15 protein-coding genes are annotated in these 16,969 nt (G+C 37.1%); 4 read left to right on the forward strand and 11 right to left on the reverse strand.

Annotated elements, in window-relative coordinates:
• Positions 1-82: 82 nt before the first annotated feature.
• Complete coding sequence (purB, locus tag NZ519_04825; protein ID MCS7028069.1) at positions 83-1,426, reverse strand: adenylosuccinate lyase; 1,344 nt, start codon at positions 1,424-1,426, stop codon at positions 83-85.
• 197 nt (positions 1,427-1,623) lie between these two features.
• Between purB and NZ519_04830 the strand changes: the two genes are divergently transcribed.
• Both NZ519_04830 and NZ519_04835 read left to right on the forward strand, forming a co-directional pair.
• Positions 1,624-2,907 (forward strand): Glu/Leu/Phe/Val dehydrogenase, encoded by a 1,284-nt coding sequence (locus tag NZ519_04830; GenBank protein MCS7028070.1) that lies wholly within the window; start codon positions 1,624-1,626, stop codon positions 2,905-2,907.
• A gap of 138 nt (positions 2,908-3,045) precedes the next feature.
• Positions 3,046-3,600, forward strand: coding sequence for a hypothetical protein (locus NZ519_04835; GenBank protein MCS7028071.1), 555 nt, complete (start codon positions 3,046-3,048; stop codon positions 3,598-3,600).
• 36 nt (positions 3,601-3,636) lie between these two features.
• Here NZ519_04835 and pruA read toward each other — a convergent pair whose 3' ends face one another.
• The 10 genes from pruA to NZ519_04885 all read right to left on the reverse strand — a co-directional run bounded on the left by pruA (position 3,637) and on the right by NZ519_04885 (position 15,619).
• Positions 3,637-5,268: an L-glutamate gamma-semialdehyde dehydrogenase gene (gene pruA, locus NZ519_04840; GenBank protein MCS7028072.1), complete on the reverse strand. Its 1,632-nt coding sequence runs from the start codon at positions 5,266-5,268 to the stop codon at positions 3,637-3,639.
• 55 nt (positions 5,269-5,323) lie between these two features.
• Positions 5,324-5,902, reverse strand: coding sequence for a DUF502 domain-containing protein (locus tag NZ519_04845; GenBank protein ID MCS7028073.1), 579 nt, complete (start codon positions 5,900-5,902; stop codon positions 5,324-5,326).
• A 12-nt stretch (positions 5,903-5,914) separates the two neighbouring features.
• Positions 5,915-6,286, reverse strand: coding sequence for a DUF3127 domain-containing protein (locus tag NZ519_04850; GenBank protein ID MCS7028074.1), 372 nt, complete (start codon positions 6,284-6,286; stop codon positions 5,915-5,917).
• Positions 6,287-6,379: 93 nt separating this feature from the next.
• A complete protein-coding gene (locus NZ519_04855) occupies positions 6,380-7,249 on the reverse strand; it encodes a phosphoribosylformylglycinamidine synthase (GenBank protein MCS7028075.1) in 870 nt (289 codons plus the stop codon).
• Positions 7,250-7,380: 131 nt separating this feature from the next.
• Positions 7,381-8,112: a silent information regulator protein Sir2 gene (locus tag NZ519_04860; GenBank protein MCS7028076.1), complete on the reverse strand. Its 732-nt coding sequence runs from the start codon at positions 8,110-8,112 to the stop codon at positions 7,381-7,383.
• Positions 8,113-8,285: 173 nt separating this feature from the next.
• Complete coding sequence (locus NZ519_04865) at positions 8,286-8,999, reverse strand: succinate dehydrogenase iron-sulfur subunit (GenBank protein ID MCS7028077.1); 714 nt, start codon at positions 8,997-8,999, stop codon at positions 8,286-8,288.
• Between the two features lie 63 nt (positions 9,000-9,062).
• Positions 9,063-10,355 (reverse strand): HTTM domain-containing protein, encoded by a 1,293-nt coding sequence (locus tag NZ519_04870; protein MCS7028078.1) that lies wholly within the window; start codon positions 10,353-10,355, stop codon positions 9,063-9,065.
• Positions 10,356-10,398: 43 nt separating this feature from the next.
• Positions 10,399-10,557, reverse strand: a complete 159-nt coding sequence (locus NZ519_04875; GenBank protein ID MCS7028079.1) for a hypothetical protein — start codon at positions 10,555-10,557, stop codon at positions 10,399-10,401.
• Between the two features lie 122 nt (positions 10,558-10,679).
• Positions 10,680-12,650: a choice-of-anchor J domain-containing protein gene (locus NZ519_04880; protein ID MCS7028080.1), complete on the reverse strand. Its 1,971-nt coding sequence runs from the start codon at positions 12,648-12,650 to the stop codon at positions 10,680-10,682.
• Positions 12,651-12,715: 65 nt separating this feature from the next.
• Complete coding sequence (locus tag NZ519_04885) at positions 12,716-15,619, reverse strand: insulinase family protein (GenBank protein MCS7028081.1); 2,904 nt, start codon at positions 15,617-15,619, stop codon at positions 12,716-12,718.
• A 98-nt stretch (positions 15,620-15,717) separates the two neighbouring features.
• On the opposite strand from NZ519_04885, the gene NZ519_04890 reads away from it, so the two are divergent.
• Both NZ519_04890 and NZ519_04895 read left to right on the forward strand, forming a co-directional pair.
• The gene (locus tag NZ519_04890; protein ID MCS7028082.1) at positions 15,718-15,843 is read left to right on the forward strand and encodes a hypothetical protein; all 126 of its coding nucleotides are present in this window, start codon (positions 15,718-15,720) and stop codon (positions 15,841-15,843) included.
• Between the two features lie 35 nt (positions 15,844-15,878).
• Positions 15,879-16,969 (forward strand): AAA family ATPase (locus NZ519_04895; GenBank protein MCS7028083.1); only part of this gene is annotated, 1,091 nt, incomplete at its 3' end.

Genomic DNA, 16,969 nt, shown 5'->3' on the forward strand with positions numbered 1-16,969 from the left:
AGCGAAGCACCGAAGCGAAGCGTAGTGCGGAATGCCCCGACCCTTGCGTCAGCAAGGGGCACGCCCAAAAAATAAAATAAATTCATATTCCCGTATAGTTAAAAGGCGTGATAGCTTTGAGTTCATTTTTAAGCTCCTCACTAATGTCTAAACTATCGATAAACTTATGAATATCTTGCTGTGTAATTTTATGATTGACACGAGTAAGCTCTTTTAACTTTTCATAAGGATTAGGATAATTTTCTCTACGAAGAATAGTTTGAATGGCTTCGGCTACTACTACCCAGTTGTCGTTTAGGTCTTTTTTAATTGCGGGCAGGTTAATTTCTATTTTTTTCAGTCCTGAAAGTAAGGATTTGAAAGCCAAGTATGTATGTGCAATAGGTACGCCCAAGTTGCGCAGCACAGTAGAATCAGTTAGATCTCTTTGCAGGCGAGAAATAGGTAACTTTTGGCTCAAAAATTCAAAAATAGCATTAGCATAACCTAGATTACCCTCTGCATTTTCAAAATCTATGGGATTTACTTTGTGAGGCATGGCAGATGAACCAACCTCTTCCGACTTTATTTTTTGAGAAAAATAACCGTAAGATATATATTGCCACATATCCCGCGCAAAGTCTATGAGAATTACGTTAATTCTGCGCAGGGCATCACAGTAAGCCGCTAAATTGTCATAATGCTCTATTTGAGTGGTAGTTTGACTGCGGTAAAGTCCTAATTTTTGGTTAACAAGCTTGTTGGCAAAGGCTACCCAATCAATGTTAGGGAAGGCTACGTAGTGTGCATTAAAATTACCTGTTGCACCGCCGAATTTGGCAGAAAAGGGTATATCTTGTAAAAGTTCTACCTGTTTTTCTAAACGCTCTACAAATACTTTTATTTCTTTACCTAAACGCGTAGGACTAGCAGGCTGCCCATGCGTACGAGCAAGCATAGGTACTTTTTTCCATAAATTTGCATATTCTTTGAGCTTGTCTATAAGCTTTTGAAGTTCAGGTAAATAAACTTTTTCATGGGCATCTTGTAACATCCAGGGAATGGCTGTGTTGTTAATATCTTGGGAAGTAAGCCCAAAATGAACATATTCCTTATACTGACCTAATTCTAACTCTTCAAATTTTTGCTTAATGAAGTACTCTACAGCTTTTACATCATGATTAGTAACTTTTTCTATAGCTTTAATTTCGCGTATTTCATTGTAGGTTAGGTGATTAGCCCAATTGCGCAGCACTGCTACAGCAGTTTTAGGAAAACTTTTCAAAGCAGGAATGTCTTCTTCTGTCAGAGCAATAAAATATTCAATTTCTACTTTTACCCGATATACGTGCAAAGCATATTCAGAAAAGTAGGTAGATAGTTCTTTAACTTTATCTCTATACCTACCATCAATAGCACTGATAGCGGTTAAGGGTTTGAGTTCCATAGTTTAAGTAAGTTAAAATACGGCAATAATCTCAATTTTTACAAACTCCTTTTTCACAAAGCGACTTTTAATTTTTGGTTTTTTGTGTAAGTATTTGATTTTCAAGTTTTCATTTACAAAATAAGTCTAAAAAATTGGCTTTGTTTTGCATTTTGTTAAAGTAACTCTAACTTTGAATGTCAATTTAGTAAAATACTATGGGAAAGAAAGAAAAAGCTGAACAAGCCCATCATGGCACTACTTTAACGCCATTTGAGTCCATGATGAAGCGGTTTGATGTAGCCGCTAAACACTTAGATTTGGATAAAGCTACGTACAACGTTCTCAAATCTCCCCAAAGACAGCTGATTGTAAATATTCCTGTTGTAATGGACAATGGGGAGCTTAGGGTTTTTGAAGGATTTAGGGTGCAGCACAGCACTATTCTTGGTCCTGCTAAGGGGGGTATTCGGTACGCACCTGACGTAAATTTAGAAGAGGTCAAGGCATTAGCTGCATGGATGACGTGGAAATGTGCAGTTATTGGAGTACCTTATGGGGGAGGTAAGGGGGGTATTTGTGTCAATCCCAAAGAGCTCTCAAAAGGCGAACTAGAACGCTTGACACGAGGTTACGCTAAGGCTATTGCCGATATTATCGGACCTGACCAAGATATTCCAGCTCCAGACATGGGGACAAGTAGCCAAGAAATGGCATGGATTGTAGATGAATATAGCCAAATTAAAGGTGGATATACACCTGCAGTGATTACTGGCAAACCTGTACTGATTGGAGGTTCAGAGGGTAGAGTAGAAGCCACAGGTCGCGGGGTAATGGTAGCTACTTTATCTGCACTTAAAACTTTGGATATTGAACCGAAAAAAGCTACTTGTGCTATTCAGGGTTTTGGTAACGTAGGTTCTGTATCTGCAAAACTATTAGCTCAAAAAGGGCTAAGAGTTGTAGCTATTAGCGATGCATCAGGAGGATATTACAATGAACATGGTATTGATGTAGCCGCTGCTATCCGTTATTCAGAAAATAATAAAAAGTCTCTTAGAGGTTTTACAGGGGGCAAAGAGATTACTAACCAAGAACTTTTAGAATTAGATGTAGATGTATTGGTACCTGCTGCAAGGGAGGATCAAATTACTCAAGCTAACGCCCATAATATCAAAGCAAAAGTAATTGTAGAAGGTGCTAACGGACCTACTTCTGCCGATGCAGATGATATTTTAGCCTCTAAGGATATTATGGTTGTACCTGATATTTTAGCTAATGCAGGGGGGGTTTGTGTATCTTACTACGAGTGGGTGCAAAATAGACAAGGGTTATACTGGACTGAAGCAGAAGTTAATCAACGAATGGAAGCCGCTATGGAAGCAGCTTTCGAACGTATCTACAAGATACGCACAAAATACAAAACTACTATGCGAATTGCCGCATACATTTACGCTATTGATAAAGTGGCACAAGGATTAAAACTACGTGGTAATTTGTAAAGTAGCTTATATTTGAGTTAGGATTAGGTTTTTTGCCCCTGCTGCGCGCAGCAGGGGCAAAAACGTTTAAAGAATTAACACACAATCTATGCTCACTTAAAATTATTTCTTAAATTCGCTCTATACAAAGAACAAAATATGAAAACAGTTCTAATTTATCTATTTATCGCTTGGCTAATTTACCAAATTTTGAAGCCTAAGTCTGACAAGAAAACGAAGCGGATGCAGACTAAAAGCAAGCAAATAGCAAATAAACAAGTTCCAACTATTCTTCAATCATTAAAATCATCTACTTCCAGTTTAGAAACACTTAACATTGAAGTCAAAAACTTTGAGATATTCTTCTCTAACTCTGATATAGACACAGAATCTCGTAAGCAAGGTTTAGAATTATCCACTTCTAGTTTAGAAAAAACGGATATTGAAGTCAAAAACTTTGAGGTAGTTCACAAATCTGACATAGAAGGTCATAAACGAGCTCCAGGGTTTGAAAACTTAGATAAATCCAAAGTTTACACTGAAGTAGCGGATACAGAAACTTCTTTTGTAAAAGAAGAGCAAAAGTGGATGCAGCAAACCATAAAAGATACCCAAGAAACCGCGCACATTATGTCCAAAAAACCCCGTATAAGCTTAAATGACATTAAAAAGGGGTTTATTGTTGGTCAAATTTTGGAACAAAAGTACTTTTAATTCTTACAATAAATTGTTGAAAACTTAACCTATTTTTCACTCTGCATCCATGAAAGGATAACGGAAATCTGTTGGGGGAACAAAAGTCTCCTTTATAGCTCGGGGAGATACCCAGCGTAACAAATTAAGTAAAGAACCTGCTTTATCATTTGTTCCTGAAGCGCGACTTCCCCCAAACGGCTGTTGACCTACAATGGCACCTGTAGGTTTGTCATTGATGTAAAAATTACCAGAAGCATGGCGTAAGACCTGCGAACAGTATTCAATAGCGTACCTATCTTGGGCAAAAATAGAACCTGTAAGCGCGTATTCAGAGGTTTTATCAACTAATTGTAATATTTCTTTCCATTTTTCGGGTTCATACACGTATATGCTCAATACAGGTCCAAAAATTTCCTCACACATAATTTTTATGCTGGGATTTGTAGTCAAAATAACAGTAGGTTCAATGAAGTAGCCCACAGACTTATCGTACTTGCCCCCTGCTATAATTTGACAAGATGGGTCTTTTTTAGCAAACTCTATGTAGCTAACAATATTGTCAAAAGACTTTTCATCGATTACAGCGTTTATGAAATTAGAAAAGTCTTCTACGCCGCCCATTTTAATTGCTGCTAAATCTGCCAGCATATAGTCTTTTACTTCGTTCCATATATTTTTAGGAATATAAGCCCGAGATGCTGCAGAACATTTTTGCCCTTGATATTCAAAAGCACCACGAATTAGCGCTGTGGATAGAGTTTTAGCATCCGCGCTAGGGTGAGCAAATACATAGTCTTTTCCTCCCGTTTCTCCTACAATACGCGGATAGCTTTTGTATAAACCAATGTTATTGCCAATTGTTTTCCAAATTTGTCTAAATGTACTTGTTCCTCCTGTAAAATGAATACCTGCAAAATCAGGATGCTTGAATATTACTTCCCCTGCGTCAGGACCACTGACATAAATTAGGTTGATAACGCCATCAGGAAGTCCTGCTTCTTTGAGAATACGCATAATCCACTGTGCTGCGTAAATTTGTGTGTTGGCTGGTTTCCATACTACTACATTTCCCATCATAGCAGGTGCAGTAGGTAAGTTTCCTGCAATAGCAGTGAAGTTGAATGGAGTTAAAGCAAAAACAAAACCTTCTAGAGGTCTATGCTCTACTCTATTCCATACTCCTGGCGTAGAAATAGGCTGCTGGGCGTAGATTTGTCCTGCAAAATAAGCATTAAACCGTAAAAAGTCTATCAATTCGCACGCAGAGTCTATCTCGGCTTGAAAGACATTTTTACTTTGCCCCAGCATTGTAGCAGCATTGAGTATATATCTATACTTGGTAGATATTAACTCAGCGGCTTTTAGAAAAATAGAAAGTCTATGTTCCCAAGCCATGTTTTCCCAAGCACTTTTAGCTTGCAAAGCTGCTTCAATGGCTTGTTTGACATGCTCTTGTGTACCTTCATGATAGTATCCTAGAGTGTGCCTATGGTCATGAGGGGGTGATAAGCGTTTTCTTACTCCTGTGCGTACTTCTGCACCTCCTATGTACATTGGAATATCTAATTCTTGGCTACGTGCGGCAGCAATTGCTTTTTTCAATAGCTCTCTTTCTTTTGAACCTACTGCGTAACTGTAAACGGGTTCGTTCTTGGGTTCGGGAATGTTAAAAAATCCTACACTCATACAACAAAATTAAAAAACATTTGTCATTTGGTACAAAACGTAACAGCTAAAAAATTTATGAATAATGATTATTCGGCGTTTCTTCCTCTTTCTTGAGAGTAACTCCACCTGAAACTAAAAAAAGCATAACCTCTGAAGCTTTGGCGGAAATAGGGGTAATATTCTTCTTGGGTACAATTACTACCCACCCTGAAAAGGCATACGAGTGTGGTAAATATACGGCTACTTTATCTTCAATCCCCAACATGGACAAATCTTGATTAGTAATAAAACCAATTCGCTCAATACTCTCTTCATCATTTACTTTGACTAAAACAGGTTGATTGAATTTTCTTTTATCGCCTACAAAAGCAGACATTAGGTCTTTGGTAGAGCTGTAAATCATTCCAAATAAAGGTATTTTCATGATTAAATTTTCTATGTAGGTAATAAGCGGTTTAGTAAGCAAGTTTGAGGTTAAGAAGCCCACAGCTAAGATAAACAGCACTAAACTTATTACAATCCAAATAATATGTGGAGTAGAACTGTACAATGAAGCAATTTTTTGTTCTATCCAATAGATTAAATAGATTATGATAGAAAGCGGAATAACAAAAAATAAACCTTGAATGAAATAACTAACTAAGCGCCTCATAATTTCAAAAATCTAAAAAGGTAGGTCATCTTCTTCACTTGATATTGGTAAATTATCGGTTTGAAAGCTTTTTTCGGCTTGAAGTGTATTAGATTGACTTGCAGCAACATTATCATCTTCAATTTTTTCTATTTTCCACGCATTTAGATTGACATAGTATTTACCTTGCCATTCGTTTCCCCTTATGCTGAAATAAACTTTTATTTTATCACCTTCATTGAATTTATCCAATTCTGCGCACTTGTCTTGTACTAGTTCAAATTTTATTTTTTGTGGATATTGAGGATTTTCTGCATAATCTACTACAAATTCTCTTTTACGAAAACCTTTACTGCCTACTATTTGCTCTTCATATTTGAGAAACAACCTTCCTTCGAGTTCCATATTGCTTTTTAACTACAAAACTAAAAGGTTTTTACGAAGTATAAAAGTAAAGTATTTGAATTTACTCTATCAGATAGACAAGAGCAGTATTTTTTAGTGTCGATGTTCTTTATATCCAGGTTCGTATATTAGGCGAATAAAGCTGCTAAGCCTTTCATTATGTCTGCTTATTGGGATACCTGTAACGATCCCTACCAATAGGTTGTCTGCAATTCCAAGACGCATTTGTGGCCTGATGACCATATCAAAATTTCTATTTTGCAGGTATTTGTTAAATTCTATCCCAACAAAGTTTCTTGTTCCAGAAATCATATAATGAAAGTTTGTATTGACCTGCCATTGTTTATTATAGTGTCTGCTATGGAAGTGATGATTAAAAACGGGTCCAGTGTAAATCATACTGTGAAAGTTATTTCCAAATCTTTTAGCAGCTATAAGAAAAGGATTAAAAACATTACCTGAAAAAATTTTACTATACCGATATTGGTCAAACTCTACCAGTTCAAATTCATGAATATAACCTACTGCAGCTGTCATTTTATTTTTTTCTGAAACATAAAATGAGTATTGGGTGGCTAATTTTAGACTATTGAGTTTATTGCTTTGTGCTGCGGCATTGCCGTTAATAGGATAGTAAAAAGAAAAAGGTAGTTCAATTTCTAATCCAAGCCGATGAATAGGTGCCCATTCATACTCTATAAGCCCCGTATATTTGTCATAATCTCCATTATCGGTTAAACCTACTGCAACGTTCCATTCTTTTTCACCTTTTCTCGCTCCTAAATCTCTAATAAGATCAATGTATAAAGGTTCTGCATGTAGCACTTTATCTGGTTCTTTTTTGTTTTCTACTTCGTCAATATACAGACTATCTTCAATTTCTTTGATATCCCTTTCAGTTTGTGCTTTTAAGGCAAATGAAATAAGAATAAATACCAACAGACTTAAACATACTCTTTTCATAGATCCTGTTAGCTAATCTTAAACGTGACAAAAAGATTTTATTTGATGCATAAGACTTGCAAAAAAAATGAATTTTTGCTTTAATAACAATCTTTTTTTTGAGGTAAATAAGATAAAAGGTATAAAAACTGTTATCCAAAGCGGTGCATAAGTTCATCAGCTAGCTTAGGCAAAGCACGGCTAGCAGTATCTGCTATTACATGGTAACCGCGTAGCATGCTATAAGCAGGATTAGGGTCTATAAAGTATTTGTGTGGTGTATTTTGAAAAGTAGGTAAAAGTCCTGCTGCGGGATAGACCTGCGCCGAAGTGCCTACTCCAATGAAAATAAAGGCAGTTGCAACCAGTTCATACAGATACTCATGCCGCATATCTACGGCTTCACCAAACCAAACAATATCGGGCCGCATCTGCCCACCGCACTTGGGACACTTGTCTTTTTCAGTGATTTTATCTTTCCAATCTGTCTTATAGTCGCAGTAGTAGTAGCTGGAAATTCCTATGCCAATATCAATATGGTGTTCACATTTCATAGTTTGGACGCTGCCATGCAAGTGCCAAACATTTTGACAACCTGCCCTTTCTAATAGGTTATCAATGTTTTGAGTGATATTGACTACATGAAACTTATCTTGCAAGCGTGCTATCGCAATATGAGCAGGATTAGGCTGTGCTTGCATTATTTTCTCATAACGTTCATTGTAAAAATTCAGCACTAATTTAGGATTGCGCATCCAACCTTCAGGGGAAGCAACGTCTTCAATTCTATGATTTTCCCACAGTCCATCGCTTGCCCTAAAAGTAGGAATGCCACTTTCTGCTGAAAGCCCAGCGCCACTAAATACTACTACGGTTTTTTTCATTACGGTATTTACGCAAATTTATCACACTTATTTGAACTTGCGAAATAATTTTGCCCTCAAAATAGGTATTTTCGTTCTTGCGGCTGTAGTAGTTAAGTTTGAATTTTGAAAAAATAAAGTGCGCTTGTATTTAGCGCACTTTTAGTAGCTTGAAAATGTTGTAAAAATTAGCTTTATAGATTTGCAGTTAAGGCTCTACGTTTAAGTGCAGACAAGTGTTTAGTGATATCAATTTCTTTAGGACAGGCAGCTACGCAGTTAAATACAGTGTAGCACTTCCATAAACCTTTGCTGCTGTCCAATACTTTCAATCTTTGCGAAGCACCTTGATCTCGGCTGTCAAAAATGAACCGATAGGCTTTCAACATAGCTGCGGGTCCTAAATAATCAGGATTGCTCCATGTAGAAGGGCAAGATTGAGTACATGCGCCACAAAGAATACACCTTGTAGCTTCTTCAATAAGAGCGTGCTCCTCAGGCGTTTGTAAACGTTCTATTTCAGGCGCAGGGTCATTGTTTATCAAAAATGGGCTGATGGCTTCATACTTCTTCCAAAATTCAGTTTGGTCAACCACTAAGTCCTTAATCACAGGTAGACCAGGCAGAGGTGCAATCGTAACTTTTCCTGTTTTAGCAAATTCTTTCATCAAAGTAGCGCAGGCTAGTTTATTCAGTCCGTTGATTTGCATGGCATCAGAGCCACAAACAGCATGTGCACATGAACGTCGGTAAGTCAAAGTACCATCAATATGCCATTTGATATAATTGAGTACATCTAATACTCTGTCCATTAGGTCGGCTTCAACGGTATAAGTTTCCCAATGAGGTTCTTTATCCACATCAGGATTAAAACGCTTGATCTCAACCGTAAATTTTTGGGTTGCCATATTCCGAATAGCAAAACTATACAATTTCAACTATACTACAAAAAATTGATAAGAAAAGTTTTGTCAATATGGATAAGGTAAAATCCACTTTTTAGGTCTGAAAGTATCTTTTTCCTCCATTAAATTAACTTTGGGGTCTATCAGCAATTGACTAGGTCTGCCATTGAGCGTAACATACACTTCTGCTCGAACTTCGGGCTTGTATACGCCTTTTTTTTCGTAGTATTTGCCTAAAAAATGAGCAAATTGTAGAATCATGTCGGGTTGCATAGCCATTTGTTTTTCTTGATGTTCGTTCAAAAATTCACGATTGTTTACTACTCCTTCTTTTCCTGTACGTGTATCTTTTACATAAAAAGTTGCTGTTCCTGCTTTTTCCATTAGCATTACTCGCCAAGAAAAGCGGTAGCCTTCTTCGGTCCAAAATAAGTTTCCACTGTATAGCAAATATCGCCAAGGGTACAGTATTTGAAAAACAACATAAAAGCCCAAAATATATTTAAGCCATTTAGGCATAGGCTGAATAGTGAAAGCGCTACTTTCAGTCTTTTTTATCCATTTGTCAAACTCAAAAAAGATAAGAGTGGCTACTATCATAACTAAGGGAAATACTCCTATTTGAAAAAGAATTCCTACAATAGTGTGAAAAACAATTACAGCCACATAAGCATAAGGGCGAGATTTTCGCCACATTAACCAAAATGGAATAGTACAGTCATACAACATTCCTGCCCATGAAAAAATGTAAGGCGTGTATTTCCAAGCAAACAAACTACCAATAATAGGTAAATGGTAATGAGCAGGTAGCCATATTTTCAAAGGTAAAGCATGAATAAGCCAATCGTAGTTTATTTTAGCTAGCCCTGCATATATGTACAAGAGTGAAATTTGAAACTTAAATAGGTATATTACCCAAGCAGGGATATAAGCACTGCGGTCTGTAATGGGAGGAGGGGAAGGAATCAAACATAGCAAAAAACAGACTAAGCTCACAAAATAATAATGGTTAAGATAGTAGGTTAAGTCTATCAACTCTGTGTAGGTAAAAGATACAAATAGGGTGATAGCCGAAATTCTATACACTATTTTAGTACCAACTGCTACGCCTATGCTAGCTAATATCATCAAAATGTGGATTATGTATAGCCCTGTACGGCTTACAGGTTCTACCCATTCAAAGCCCCAGTATTTGAAGTGAAATACGGGTTTTACGTAATGGTCTTCTATCCAGCCTAGTGCCATAAAACGCACAGCACTGATAATCATCAACAAGCCCCATCCCATTCGGAATACTTGAAAAGGTAGTGCAGGAATGGGCTTGTGTAAAAATGCATTTAATCTTATTGTAAAGCTCACAAAAGCAAATTTAAGATATTTAGCTGTATAATGTGAAGTTTAGTCAGATTTTAAGTGTAATGGATATTATTTGAGCGAATAAATTTTGATATTTAGGATTTGATTTTTTTGGGTTGCATCTTGCTGACGCAAGGGTCGTGGCATTCCGCACGTAGCCCCTAGCACGTTGCCCTTGTGGGCATAAGCGAAGCGAAACACCCACAAAGGCGCGTCCAAAAAAATAAAAATTCAATCTTCAATATCCTTTGTGCAAAGCAAAATCTAAAATAAAAAAACCTTACAGAGCTAAACTCTGTAAGGTTTTGAAAAAACAGTGCTTTTTAGCTATTGAATTTCAATTTTCTTAGTGATTACTTGGTTTCCAATGTTGATGTTCATTAGGTACATGCCTGCAGCAAGCCCACTAGCATCGAGAGTAATAGTGTAGGAACCTGCATCCATAGTACCTTGATTGTAGAAGCCTACTTCTTTGCCTGTCAAATCAAGAATACGAATGGATACATTTTCTTGTTTAGCAAGATTGAACTGAACATGAGTTTGACCTACGAAGGGGTTAGGATAAACATTTACCTCAGTGTTTTGTAAGTCCAATAATACAGGTTCTACACTTGTAGGCACATTGATTTTTTGTTGCAAAGCGTTATGTACAGGTCTTGCATTTACATTGCTGCTATACTCTTGGATAGCATATACTACGTACATTTTGTTTACGTCAGCAGCTACGGCACCATAATTATTAGGTATGGTATAAGTATAATTTTGAGTATATACTCCGCCGTCAGCGGTAGTGCTAGGAATGCTGCCTGCTGTACCCCAAGGGCCACCTAAACAAGCACGAAGTACATGTCTATGTGCAAAACCTACGATAGGGTTACCCGCACCGTAGTAGGGATGTCCTGCAACAGTATTGTAATAGTTAGCTTGGTTATATTGAGAGTTATTAGGACCTATAACACTATCTTGTATCACATAGCAGTTTAGACGAAAATCTCCTGTAACCGCCGCACGGAAGGTTGCTGTTACAGTTACGTTTAATTGGCGTGTAGAAGGATTATAGGTATGAGAGCCACTAATTTCAGCAGGTACAATGTGATTTAAACGGGTACCCATTCTTGACATCCATACGGATCGGCTTAGTCCAGGTCCATCTGTGGGGAACTTGTAGTGGTCAACAGTACCATAAGGATATCCGGTAGCAAAAGCACTGTTGATAGTATTACCATCCGTGAATGCCATACCATCCCCATTATGTACAGCAATACCAATAGCATTAGGATAAGTATTGAGTACTTGCTCCATAATTACTGCACCATCAGGGCAGAATTGACACCAAGCCCCTGTACCTTCAAACAGTATGGCTCGCTTAACAGGAACACTGCTTACTGCTGCCATTTGTGCAGTTGCGGTATCATTACTGGGGTTGACATCAGGTCCAGTGCTTAGTGCGCTAGCCCAAACTTTAATATTGTATGTACCAGGGCTAGTGATATTCAAAGGCGTAGAGTGAGTAAAGTTGTATGTTGCACCATAGGCTAAATTGATACTAGTTAAGTTCATAGGCACAGGAGTTCCACTATTTACACTATAGTAAATGGTCGCTGAAGTTAAGTTAGATACACTAAGATTTTTCAATACACCTTGAATATCGAAAGTACCTGTACTAACATATTTAGGAACATCTACAGACACAATTTGCGCGTCTGATGCAGCGGGTTGTACTACAGCTACATCATTTAAGCCGAGTAAGTACATGTCATTAGAATTATTTTGAAATGCAATTCTAATGGTTTGCCCTGCCCAAGCATTAAGATTTGCAGATCGCTCTGTCCATGTAGTATTTTCGGCAGTAATAGTAGCAATTGTAGTGGTAACATAGTTGCTAGGATCAGTTCCACTAGTGATAACTTTAACTAGATACCCATCAGGGTAGTTGGGATCATAAGCACGAGCTTTCCAAGACAGTATTGTTGTGCCAGTGTTGGGAATAGTAATGTTGGGTGTAACTAGCCAATCATTAGCTGTACCAGGAGGATTATACCAAGAGTTACTTATCATCACTAGATCTCCTGGCGCAGGTACAAGAGAAGAATGATTTGTGGAAACCCATGCATTAGAACCCATTAAGCTAGAAACAGCACTTGCGGGGGTTAAGCCATCTACGTTGTGTTGTACCCAGCCTGTGGGAATGTTAGGGGGAGTTAAGCTATTGAAATTTTCACTAAACACTACGGTTTGGGCATGCATCCACCCACTTAAACTAACTAACAGAGCAAGAATTGATAGCACCTTTTTCATAGTTTTACAAAATTATGAAATAGTTTATTAACACACAAGCAAAAAATTATTTTTTCAGCAGAGTTTCAGTAGCCAAATATTTGTTCAGGACTAAGAACTTTTAACTCACCATACTGCCTAAGTTCTTCAACGTTAATCCGATTCTTATCCCCTAACACCAAATAAACTTTGGGAACTTTGTAATACTGTTGGTTGAACTCTTTAATTGACTGACTATTAGAGGCTTTTACATATTCGTATGTTTTTATGCGAGCATCTTCCTCTATATCGTATCTTTGCAAGGATTGGTATGTTTCTAATACTTTTTCGTTCACAATTCGCTCTGAAATAATTGTGTTAATAAGTGTATTTTTAGCTACATTAAACAAGTTTTCTGAAATAGGTGGATTATCTAAAAGTTCATTCATAGCTTTAATAGCTTCGTGAATTTTGTCAGCTTGAGTACCTATATACGATTGAATAAAATAGGGATGCCCCTTACGAGGAGGGTTAGTGAACCGAGAATATGTAGCATAAGCTAATGCTCTTGATTCTCTAATCTCCTGAAAAACAATACTGCCCATTCCACCCCCAAAATATTCATTAAATAGTATAGCTTTTCTGCTAACTTCTGGATCAAACTCTACCGATTTTTGCAAAATAAGTATCTCTGCTTGAACCATATTATCGTACTGATAAAAATAGACTACATTTTTGTCGTAATTTTGATAGGTAGGTTCTTTTGGTGCAGGTATGTCTTTGAATTTAGTTGGAATCTTGTGATATTGCGCTAGTACATTTTTTACTTCATCTACTGACTTAGGTCCGTAGTAAATGAATTTGTGAGGATAATCAAATAAAGTAGCAAGTAAGTCTGTGTAAGTTTTGCAAGGCGTATTTTGCAGTTCTTGGGCAGAAATGAGGTATATTAAATCAGGTGAAGTGTTGCCAAACTTAGCATAGTGTGCCATTTTAAGGTATAAAATCTCAAATTTATCTGACTTAGCTTCTTGGCGGAGTTTTAACACATCAGATACAATTTCCTTTTTAATCTTTTCATTAGGTTGGAATGAGCGAATAATTTCTGAAAAAAAGGATATAAAGTTTGTAAAGTAACTATCTAATCCTACGCATTGAATAATGGTTTCATCATCAGTTACGTCAATATCTACATCACAAGCATATTCCAAAAATCGCCTTTTTATTTCTTTCTGTTTATACTTTTTAGTGTTAAGATACTCAAAAAATTCAGGCAGTAATTCTAAATGCTTATTGTGTTTTCTACCTATTTGTACAACAAACTTACACCTGAACAGCTCATTTGTAGTATTTTTTTTGTACCATATCGGCATTTCCTGGTACTTCTCTTTGATAATTTCCTTTTGATAATCTACAAAAACAGGTTCTAACACAGGTGCAGATAAACTGCTAAACTCTTTGAAAAACTCTGATTGAGCATTCCTGTTAGTTTCCACTTTGTTAATAGGGGGTTTAGGAACTTTAGCTGCAGGTTTAGGTGTACCTTGCTCTTTATACACTACTACATAGTTTTGATTGAAAGTTTTTTTCGCATACTCTATAATTTGGCGTTTAGTTATAGCACTAAGTTCCTTTTCAAAGTTGACAATCTCTTCATAAGGAATACCTTCGGTAAAAGCAGGTAAAATACTAAACACACGACTGGGATTATTCTCACTTTGTAAAATTTTGTACTTTTTGTAGTCGTTCATGATTTGGGGTATAAGTTTTTCATCAAACTTACCTTTTTTGATTAGCTCCAATTGTTCCAAAAGTAGGTTTTTTACCGTTTTTAAGTCTTGCTCCTCTTTAGCTTTTCCTTGCAAAGTGAAAACAGAATAATCTATCATATTTTCATAGTAGGCATACCCTGCAAGTATTTTTTGGGGGAGAAGCAAGTTTGTAGTAATCAATCCTACCTTTTCATTAGAAAGTAACAAGCTTATAGCTTGATTGATAAGCCTATCTTGTTTTGAGGAAGAAGTTCGAAAACCTATCAGTACGTAGGGGGGCTCTTTACCTATAACTGTCTTTTCTATGGGCTGGGTAATAGGTTTTTCTTGGGGGGGATTAAAAGGTGGTACAGGCTTAGCTTCAAACTTTCCAAAGTACTTGTCTATCAGTGTGATTGTAGCATCATAATCTAAATCTCCTGCTAAAATGATAGCCATGTTATTAGGAACGTAGTATGTTCTGTAATAGTCTGCAATTTTTTTGAGAGAAGGATTTTTGAGATGCTCTACAGTGCCTATAGTGGTTTGCGTACCGTAAGGATGGGTGGGAAATAAGGCAGCAAAGAAAGTTTCAAAGGCTAAATTATTGTCATTATCTAATGAAATGTTTTTTTCTTCATAGACTGCTTCTAATTCTGTATGAAAGAGCCGCATTATTGGATTTCTGAATCGCTCACTTTCTAATTTAAGCCATTTTTCTATTTGATTACTGGGGATATCATTGATATACACGGTTTGCTCAAATGAGGTAAAGGCATTTGTACCTTTTGCACCAATTTGAGAAACCATTTTATCGTACTCATTTGCAATAGCATATTGTGCAGCTATTCCCGAAACACTGTCAATTTGGCGATATATTTTTGCTCTTTGAGTTTCATCTTTTGTTTGGTTATATACTTCGTACAGGGCGTATATTTGGTCAAGATAAATTTTTTCTTGATTAAAATCTTTTGTGCCGAATCTATCCGTGCCTTTGAACAACATGTGTTCTAAATAGTGTGCCAAGCCTGTTGCATCTGAAGGGTCATTTTTGCTCCCCGCTTTGACAGCAATAGCAGTGTAAATTCTAGGTTCTTTTGGGTTTTTACTCAAAAAAACTGTCAGACCGTTTTCCAATTTGTAAATACGAGTTTGCAGAGGGTCATTGGGATAGCTTACGTATTTGTACTCTTTTTGTGCAAATAGTTGAAAGATAAATAAAATCTGAAAGGTAATTACCAGATTATTAAGTTTGCTCATGCCACAAATATACTACTTGAATTTTTGTAAGCAATGAAATAACTTCAAGCTAATACCAAATTTATTTTTGTTTTTAGTAATTTTTTGGGCGTGCCCTTGTGGGCGTTTCGCTACGCTCATGCCCACAAGGTCGGCGTGCTACGGGCTACGCTATCGCTTCGGTGCTACGCTTCGCTCCGCACTGGGCTAACGCCCACCCTCCGCATGCCTCACGCAAAAAATAAAACTCACCATCTCATAAAACGCGTATCTTTACTACATGAATCAAGTACTCTTCCCCTACGGCGTAAGTAACTTCGAACAACTGGTTACCCAAAACTTTGTCTTCGTAGATAAAACAAATTTCATAACTCTACTAGAAAAGCAAAAGTTTGTTTCTTTTTTACGCCCTCGCAGATTTGGTAAAAGCTTGTGGCTCTCTATTTTAGAGTACTATTACGACACCAACCAAGCCCACAAATTTGACCAACTCTTCGGAAACTATTACATCGGCAAAAACCCAACACCCCTGCACAACTCCTACCGTATTCTAATCTTTGATTTCAGCGGCATAGACACCAGCACCAAAGAAAAAGCTAAAAGAGGATTTGCTCTATCCGTTCAAAGTAGTTTAGATAACTTTCAAGTACGCTATCACATTTTTGATGAAAAAACACAAGATTACATTCGTTCTGCGATTGACGCAGAGGAAAAAATCAAACGTTTTTTCGACTTGTATGCCCAAGAAAAACCACTTTACTTGCTTTTTGATGAATATGACCATTTTACGAACGATATTTTGTACCGCAGTTGGAATGAGTTTGTAGAAAGTGTTTCTAAACAAGGCTACATCCGCAAGTTTTATGAAGTTATCAAAAGTGCTACACGGCAAGGAATTGTAGATAGAGTTTTTATCACAGGCGTTTCTTCTTTGACTTTGGACGCCCTGACCAGCGGCTTCAACATTCTAACTGACCTTACCCACAGCCTTGAATTTGAAACTATGCTCGGCTTTACCGAAGAAGAAGTACAACAATTAGTAGAACTGACTACGAAAGACAAAACTCTACAAAACAAAGCCCTGCAAGACATGAAACAATGGTACAACGGATACCGTTTTTGCCCCCACTCTCATCAAACTCTGTATAATTCGGATATGGTTTTATACTATTTAGACAACTTTAAGTACCAACAAGTGCCCCCTCAACGATTGTTAGACCCCAACATTGCCCCTGACTATGGCAAACTCAAACAAATGTTTGAAGTGGTCAATCTGCAAAAGAACCAAGAAGTATTAGAAAAAGTACTACAAAATGGCTACATTGACGCCGAACTTATTCCGATATTCAACTTTGAAAAAGGTTTTACCCA

Source organism: Bacteroidia bacterium (assembly GCA_025056095.1).
In the GTDB taxonomy this organism is placed as follows: domain Bacteria; phylum Bacteroidota; class Bacteroidia; order JANWVE01; family JANWVE01; genus JANWVE01.

What these genes read in the sequence shown, in the direction of transcription:
- NZ519_04885 (MCS7028081.1), bottom strand. Translation starts at nt 15,619, where the DNA reads ATGAGCAAACTTAATAATCTGGTAATTACCTTTCAGATTTTATTTATC.
- NZ519_04845 (MCS7028073.1), bottom strand. Translation starts at nt 5,902, where the DNA reads ATGAGGCGCTTAGTTAGTTATTTCATTCAAGGTTTATTTTTTGTTATT.
- NZ519_04865 (MCS7028077.1), bottom strand. Translation starts at nt 8,999, where the DNA reads ATGGCAACCCAAAAATTTACGGTTGAGATCAAGCGTTTTAATCCTGAT.
- purB (MCS7028069.1), bottom strand. Translation starts at nt 1,426, where the DNA reads ATGGAACTCAAACCCTTAACCGCTATCAGTGCTATTGATGGTAGGTAT.
- NZ519_04850 (MCS7028074.1), bottom strand. Translation starts at nt 6,286, where the DNA reads ATGGAACTCGAAGGAAGGTTGTTTCTCAAATATGAAGAGCAAATAGTA.
- NZ519_04880 (MCS7028080.1), bottom strand. Translation starts at nt 12,650, where the DNA reads ATGAAAAAGGTGCTATCAATTCTTGCTCTGTTAGTTAGTTTAAGTGGG.
- NZ519_04835 (MCS7028071.1), top strand. Translation starts at nt 3,046, where the DNA reads ATGAAAACAGTTCTAATTTATCTATTTATCGCTTGGCTAATTTACCAA.
- NZ519_04830 (MCS7028070.1), top strand. Translation starts at nt 1,624, where the DNA reads ATGGGAAAGAAAGAAAAAGCTGAACAAGCCCATCATGGCACTACTTTA.
- NZ519_04855 (MCS7028075.1), bottom strand. Translation starts at nt 7,249, where the DNA reads ATGAAAAGAGTATGTTTAAGTCTGTTGGTATTTATTCTTATTTCATTT.
- pruA (MCS7028072.1), bottom strand. Translation starts at nt 5,268, where the DNA reads ATGAGTGTAGGATTTTTTAACATTCCCGAACCCAAGAACGAACCCGTT.
- NZ519_04860 (MCS7028076.1), bottom strand. Translation starts at nt 8,112, where the DNA reads ATGAAAAAAACCGTAGTAGTATTTAGTGGCGCTGGGCTTTCAGCAGAA.